Annotated in this window: 11 protein-coding genes; 4 read left to right on the top strand and 7 right to left on the bottom strand. The window is 24.0% G+C overall.

Features of this window, described 5'->3' with window-relative positions:
- Positions 1-322 precede the first annotated feature (322 nt).
- From QZZ11_RS03105 to QZZ11_RS03095, 3 genes are all read right to left on the bottom strand, one after another.
- Entirely contained in the window at positions 323-745 is a 423-nt protein-coding gene (locus QZZ11_RS03105; RefSeq protein ID WP_292473523.1) for a PIN domain-containing protein, read from the bottom strand.
- Positions 738-971: an AbrB/MazE/SpoVT family DNA-binding domain-containing protein gene (locus QZZ11_RS03100; RefSeq protein WP_292473521.1), complete on the bottom strand. Its 234-nt coding sequence runs from the start codon at positions 969-971 to the stop codon at positions 738-740. Before QZZ11_RS03100 ends, QZZ11_RS03105 begins: the two co-directional genes overlap by 8 nt.
- Positions 972-1,061: 90 nt before the next feature.
- Positions 1,062-1,187: a nucleotidyltransferase domain-containing protein gene (locus QZZ11_RS03095; protein WP_292473519.1), complete on the bottom strand. Its 126-nt coding sequence runs from the start codon at positions 1,185-1,187 to the stop codon at positions 1,062-1,064.
- A 46-nt stretch (positions 1,188-1,233) separates the two neighbouring features.
- Here QZZ11_RS03095 and QZZ11_RS03090 point away from each other — a divergent pair, with 46 nt between their 5' ends.
- On the top strand, positions 1,234-1,374 hold the full coding sequence (locus tag QZZ11_RS03090; RefSeq protein ID WP_292473518.1) for a hypothetical protein: 141 nt from the start codon (positions 1,234-1,236) through the stop codon (positions 1,372-1,374).
- Between the two features lie 278 nt (positions 1,375-1,652).
- Here the strand turns inward: QZZ11_RS03090 and QZZ11_RS03085 are convergent, their stop codons facing one another.
- On the bottom strand, positions 1,653-1,871 hold the full coding sequence (locus tag QZZ11_RS03085) for a hypothetical protein (RefSeq protein ID WP_292473516.1): 219 nt from the start codon (positions 1,869-1,871) through the stop codon (positions 1,653-1,655).
- Positions 1,872-2,305: 434 nt separating this feature from the next.
- On the opposite strand from QZZ11_RS03085, the gene QZZ11_RS03080 reads away from it, so the two are divergent.
- Both QZZ11_RS03080 and QZZ11_RS03075 read left to right on the top strand, forming a co-directional pair.
- On the top strand, positions 2,306-2,551 hold the full coding sequence (locus QZZ11_RS03080; protein WP_292473514.1) for an AbrB/MazE/SpoVT family DNA-binding domain-containing protein: 246 nt from the start codon (positions 2,306-2,308) through the stop codon (positions 2,549-2,551).
- Positions 2,544-2,963, top strand: coding sequence for a PIN domain-containing protein (locus tag QZZ11_RS03075; RefSeq protein WP_292473512.1), 420 nt, complete (start codon positions 2,544-2,546; stop codon positions 2,961-2,963). The genes QZZ11_RS03080 and QZZ11_RS03075 overlap by 8 nt, the downstream gene beginning before the upstream one ends.
- 438 nt (positions 2,964-3,401) lie before the next feature.
- Here QZZ11_RS03075 and QZZ11_RS03070 read toward each other — a convergent pair whose 3' ends face one another.
- Complete coding sequence (locus QZZ11_RS03070; RefSeq protein WP_292473510.1) at positions 3,402-4,613, bottom strand: ATP-binding protein; 1,212 nt, start codon at positions 4,611-4,613, stop codon at positions 3,402-3,404.
- A 275-nt stretch (positions 4,614-4,888) separates the two neighbouring features.
- Here QZZ11_RS03070 and QZZ11_RS03065 point away from each other — a divergent pair, with 275 nt between their 5' ends.
- Positions 4,889-5,056 carry a hypothetical protein gene (locus tag QZZ11_RS03065; protein WP_292473508.1) on the top strand — a complete coding sequence of 56 codons (168 nt, stop codon included), beginning with the start codon at positions 4,889-4,891 and terminating at the stop codon, positions 5,054-5,056.
- 152 nt (positions 5,057-5,208) lie between these two features.
- Here QZZ11_RS03065 and QZZ11_RS03060 read toward each other — a convergent pair whose 3' ends face one another.
- Positions 5,209-5,343 carry a hypothetical protein gene (locus QZZ11_RS03060; protein WP_292473506.1) on the bottom strand — a complete coding sequence of 45 codons (135 nt, stop codon included), beginning with the start codon at positions 5,341-5,343 and terminating at the stop codon, positions 5,209-5,211.
- A gap of 420 nt (positions 5,344-5,763) precedes the next feature.
- Positions 5,764-6,041: SpoIIE family protein phosphatase (locus tag QZZ11_RS03055; RefSeq protein ID WP_292473504.1), on the bottom strand; the 278-nt coding region annotated here is incomplete at its 5' end.

The raw sequence follows: 6,041 nt of genomic DNA, 5'->3' as shown, positions 1-6,041 counted from the left end.
GATATAATAAACGTTGAAAAAAAATCTTGTAGGTTTTAATGTAAACAAAGAGAATATACCTTAAAAAGTATGAGTAATAGTCAAATATAATTTACCTACAGAGCCAAAATTAAAAATTATAATACATGACACCAAACAAGAAAAAAATAGAATTTTACTACGATTAATGTTTAATAAATCGTTGAACTTAAAACAGGATATAAAATTATATCAAGAGTTTAAAAAATCTTTACTAAATAAAATATTCTGTTAAAAGTTTAAAGAATCATTATTAAGGGAAATATTAAGTAAATGAAGTAATTAGTGTATATTTCTTTTTACATTATACACTAATTACAGATACAGGACTATTTTTAGCTAATTTCTTATCAAAAGTTACTAACTTATCTAAATGATAATATTTAATTATTTCTATGATGGATGAGTCTGTAAATCCTACTTTTTGTTTATCATTTATATTTTTTTCAAGATAGGTTGTCATTACTTTTGAATTAAAAGTTGGAATATTGCATTCGTTTAATATTGTAAAATTATCTTTAATCATTAAATAAGTATTATAAGCTAAATTTGAACCTTCATATTGTCCAATAATTGTAATGATTTCATCCAAGACATGATTAGATACATAACAATCCTGATTTTCAAGGTCGTATTTATCATTTAATTCAACTGATTTCATGTGTAAATCATCATTTGATAGAATTAAACCTATTATAAAATTGGTATCCAAGAAATATTTAGTCATTATTATATAACTCCTCTTCTAATTTCACAGCATTAGTATTTTTACTCTTTTTTCCGGCTCCAATCATTTCACTAATTGTTACTTTTTTTCTAAATGTTACATAAAGTTTTCCATCTTCATTTTCTTGCCATTCAACAATATCTTCTGGTTCAACATTATATTTTTTACTATAAACAGTTGGTATTGTTGTCTGATTCTTTTGATATACTTTTGTTTCAACAACCATTTTTTTTCACCTTAGGAAAATAATATTCTAAGATTATTATATTTTTAGTATTATTTATATTTTATGAATATATTTATTTATGGAAATAAGTCAACAAGTATCGGAATCTTCTAAATTTTCACCACGAGCTACAGAACCGAATAGTATCATGGTATTAATTTTATTAGAATTAAGTTTTTTAGCAAACTCTTTAGATATATCTAATCTTTTTTTCATAAACGTACAGTCTCCTTTCTATTATTTATTGAAGGAGACTTTTAAAATGATGATTACACTAATCAAAAGACAGAATGGTGGTGATGTAATTAAAGATCTAATTCAAAAGTATGATTCTGAAAAAGAATTAGAACATTTATTTAACCAAACAAATAATATAGAAATGTTAATTGATTTGGAAAATTGAATTGCTTCATAAAATCATAATGAAACTATTGAAAAAGGAGAAGGTTTAGTTACCAATAAACTTAATTTATCACTAGATTTCGAAGTTCTAACTGCAATTAAATATATAAAATAATTTCAATAAGAGATTTAGCCCATAAAATGCATAAAGATGTTAAAACTATTCAAAATCATAAAGTAAAACTATTCAAAATCATAAAGTAAAACTATTCAAAATCATAAAGTAAAACTATTCAAAATCATAAAGTAAAACTATTCAAAATCATAACGTATATATATTCAAAAATATAGAAAATCCATAACTGTTTTATGCAGTATTTCCTCATCTTCAGATAATGTTATCTCATTTAATGAAGAATTTTTGAATAATCTTAAACCATTTAACATTAAATTAATCAATTTTTCTTCATAGTCCGGATTTTCCTTTATTTTAAAGTAATTAGGTAAATCCCATAGCCATGTACTCATTTCTTCTTTTAATTGAATTCCCTTCATCATTTAATTCACCCATTATCCTTATTATTGCTAATTGCTATTTGTAAAAAAGGAATACTAATCATCCATATTCTTAAACTTTAAAAATTCAAAAATATTTTCAATACATGCATACTGTTTCTTAGCCCATTTGCCATCATAACTTTATTATATAATCTATATACATTAATCAATATTTATATATACTATTTTAGTATTTAAACCCAATTGCTATTTAATAAAAGCATGTTTGATAGTTCTTAAGTTATATCTCGAGAGAAAATGCTAGCTGTGCTTGTAAAATCAATAATTTTCTTTTATTTTTCATTTTTTTAAATTGATGAGATTTTGACATACTTGTTATTTTAAGAATTTAATAACTGCTGATTAATTATATGAAATATTAACAGAAAAAATTTATATCACTATTAAATTATAAATATAATATAGTGATAAAAATGACTGAGATTTTAGCAAACTCTAAGATTTATAAAAATTATCAAACCGTAATTCCAAAAGAGGTTAGAAAAGAATTTAATGTAAACGACGATACCATAATTGAATGGACAAAAACAGATGACGATGAATTAAAGATTACATTTAGAAAAAAAGTCACTTTAAAAGATGTTGCAGGAATGATAAAAAAAGAAGACGACATAGACAGTGACTGGAATATAGATAAAGGAGTTTATTTAAATGAATAAGATTTTCATTGACACAAACTTTATTGTTGCAATATTTCGGGAAATCGAAGAAAATCATGAGTTGGCAGTAAAAACCTGTGAAACATTATTAAACAACTATGAATGCTGTATCAGCAATAGTATAATTACTGAAGTAGTAACAATAATAATGATGCGTACAAAAAATCTTAATTTAACACGTAATGCCTATTATTTCATGATTGATAATTTCACGATTCTAAATGAATATGATATTGACAAATATAATGACAAGGTATTCAAAGTATTTGAGAAATACAATACTAACAGATTTAATTTAGGTTTTGTGGATTGTTCTATAGTAGTTATATCAGGATACTATGACATGGACTACGTCGTCAGCTTCGATAAAAATTTCAAATTATTCGAAGAAATCACATTATATAATTTATAGGCTTTGTAAATTTTGTCTAAAACTTTTGTTGTTTTTCCTAATCAGGGTCTCTGGAACATTACTTTGAGCATATAAATGTTTCTGGCAAAGGTATTGCTTTTTACATTTTAATAGCGGGATATCTACAGAGCATCTCTTTTAAAAATATTATTGATTTTGTTCTTTATATCTGCGCTTAACGAATGAAAAATTAATAATCTTAAAAACAAAATTTAACAAAGAAAAGAGACTGTACGACAATTTTCTATATAAATTGTATATATTTCTATTATATACTAAAGATAATACTAGGTATTTTCTGGTTGTTTGTGTTTAAGATAGTGTGAATATTCCTTTAGGAAATAATTATAAGTTATGATTAGTCTGTCCTTACTTAAGCATAATTCATTCAATCTTATTTCTTCATTGTTTATAGATTATTTTTTTTTTCGTACAATGTTATATTGATTCATCTTTTAGGAAATCGATTATATTGAGATTTATAATGCCCTGTTTTGAATAATCAGTTATATCTTCAGTTATTATGTATTTGGGATAATTGTCTTTTATCTTCATTAAAGGTTTGAATTCTCTTTTTCTAGTTTCTTCTCCTTTCAATGTTTCTGAAACTTGAACGTATATTATACGGTTATTTTTTTTACATATGAAATCTATTTCATAATCTTGATATATTCCTACAGTGATTTTATAACCTCTTCTTAATAATTCATTGAAAACTATGTTTTCAAGTTTTTGACCTTCATTATGATTCTTATCTCCTATTAATGCTTTATAAAATCCATGATCCATCAGGTAATATTTTTCATTAACGGATAATATTTCTTTACCTTTTAAATCTTCTCTTTTTACTTGTGTGAATAATAATGCATTTCTTAATAATTTTATATAATTTAATACTTTTTCAGGATTAGCTTTCCTTTTTTCATGTTTGAAAAATTTGGATATGCTATTGGCTGAAAAGGTATGTCCTATATTATCAATTAGGAAATATATTAATCGTTCTAGAAAATCTAAATCTCGTATATCGTAACGTCTGACTACATCTTTTAGTAATATTGAATCATAAACGTTATTTATATAATCTATTTTTCCTTTATTTAATTGTTGTAAATATGGTAATCCACCAAATTCTTTATAATCTTCAAATAATTCTAGTTCTTCATATTTATTTAAGGTTTTATCTTGATTTTTATATGTTAAAATTTCATTAAATGATAATGGATATATCTTGAATTCAACATATCTTCCGGCAATATATGTTGCTAGTTCTCCAGACAACAAATTAGAATTAGATCCAGTGATATATAAATCACAGTCTAAATCAACCATGTAAGAATTTATACTTTTTTCCCATCCTTTTACATTTTGAATTTCATCAAAAAATAGGTATAATTTACCATTAATGTTTTCAACCAAATTAAATACAAGTTCATCTAATTCCTGTGAATTTTCTATCCATTTGTATTTTGTTGATTCAAATGATATTAAAAAGATATGGTCATCCTGGATGTGATAATTATTTTTTAATTCTTTTATTATTAATTTTAACATAGTTGTTTTTCCACAACGTCTCATACCAGTTAATACCTTAATTAAATCAGTATCAACAAATTCATTTATTTTATCTATATAAAAATGTCTATCAATCATTGATTTACAACCTTAAGTTATACCATAAAAAATATGATTTTAAAATAATTTTATAAGATATACATTATAAAATTTAGCATAATAAATAGTATATACGATATAACATATAAAGTTTTTGAAAATACAATTAGACATGTTGCATTTGTGTCATGAAAAAGTAGCAAAGATTTCAATCATAAATATGACTTAATGGTAAATATTAGGGTTCTGGAAAATTAACTTATTTTTGAGCTCATATTCAATTTATTTGGAAGATTATACCTAATATTGTTCAATTGGATGCAAAACTTGTCAAAGAAGAATTTATTAATGTTATTCCATTACTATCTACTCAATTAATAAACATTTGGTCAAGATTGTCTCATACAGAACAGGAGATACTGATTTCTTTATTCAACAGGGATATTAAAAGAATTAAAAATAACGGAGTTTGTTGGTGTTAAAAGTTGTTCTCTAAGTAGACCATTAAATAATCTTCAGAATCAGGGATTGGTTAGATGATTGATGGAAATATCATCTTATTGAGCCAATGTTAGGGCAATGGTTGAAATTAGAGTATAAACATAAAGGAATTTATCCCTACAGAAAAATTTAATCAGAAATAATATTCTTTTCTATATTTTACTATCAATAGTGTTTCATAGAATGTTTTTTTCTTTATTTTCGCCATATCTGGATGAATATGTGGAAAATCATCTTCATAATTGTCTAATAATATATTATCTGGCATGATTACTATTGACCATCCCCGTTGTGTTTCTTGAAAAATATGATTTTACTAACACCATGTTTATATTAACATAATTAATGTTCTTATTTTGTTTAGAATGTGTGATAATAAAATATACAATCAATATAGCAAAATAAGTGTCACACAGCTTCAATAATAAAAAAAAACTATAAAAAATGAAATATTAATCTATTTATATTATCAAATGATGGATTGAACTGATAAAAAAAGAAAAATATGGTTTAAACCTAAAAAAATTTACAACATCTAATATTTTATAATATATAATCCATAAAATATCATTAATTTTTAGAATAAAATCCATAAAAAATTATATTAATTGACTTATAATTTAAGTCTTATAAAATAATTTTTTATTAAATCATTCCTGAAAATACTATCATTACCATACATTCTCCATCATTTTATGTCCAATATAAGGAGGGTCATGTCATCAAACTGCTTTTCTCCATTGGTGAATTTGTTGATATCATTAATAAGATCCATTATGATGTTTTCACCTGATTCATGATTGTTCAGGAAATCAGTCAACCTTTCTTCGCCATATATCTCATGTTCCGTGTTATTTGCATCCGTGATTCCATCGGTATATAGGATTATTTCATCTTCCAGACTTACCTCATGATTTTTATATTCATAATTATCCATTACACCCATCACTATTTCCGAATCGACAT

The organism is Methanosphaera sp. (genome assembly GCF_016282985.1).
Lineage (GTDB): Archaea > Methanobacteriota > Methanobacteria > Methanobacteriales > Methanobacteriaceae > Methanosphaera.
This window is presented reverse-complemented; position numbering and strand designations above follow the sequence as displayed.

Coding starts and splice junctions, on each gene's coding strand:
- QZZ11_RS03105 (WP_292473523.1), bottom strand. CDS start 745: ATGACTAAATATTTCTTGGATACCAATTTTATAATAGGTTTAATTCTA.
- QZZ11_RS03080 (WP_292473514.1), top strand. CDS start 2,306: ATGACTGAGATTTTAGCAAACTCTAAGATTTATAAAAATTATCAAACC.
- QZZ11_RS03060 (WP_292473506.1), bottom strand. CDS start 5,343: ATGCCAGATAATATATTATTAGACAATTATGAAGATGATTTTCCACAT.
- QZZ11_RS03090 (WP_292473518.1), top strand. CDS start 1,234: ATGATGATTACACTAATCAAAAGACAGAATGGTGGTGATGTAATTAAA.
- QZZ11_RS03095 (WP_292473519.1), bottom strand. CDS start 1,187: ATGAAAAAAAGATTAGATATATCTAAAGAGTTTGCTAAAAAACTTAAT.
- QZZ11_RS03085 (WP_292473516.1), bottom strand. CDS start 1,871: ATGATGAAGGGAATTCAATTAAAAGAAGAAATGAGTACATGGCTATGG.
- QZZ11_RS03070 (WP_292473510.1), bottom strand. CDS start 4,613: ATGATTGATAGACATTTTTATATAGATAAAATAAATGAATTTGTTGAT.
- QZZ11_RS03075 (WP_292473512.1), top strand. CDS start 2,544: ATGAATAAGATTTTCATTGACACAAACTTTATTGTTGCAATATTTCGG.
- QZZ11_RS03100 (WP_292473521.1), bottom strand. CDS start 971: ATGGTTGTTGAAACAAAAGTATATCAAAAGAATCAGACAACAATACCA.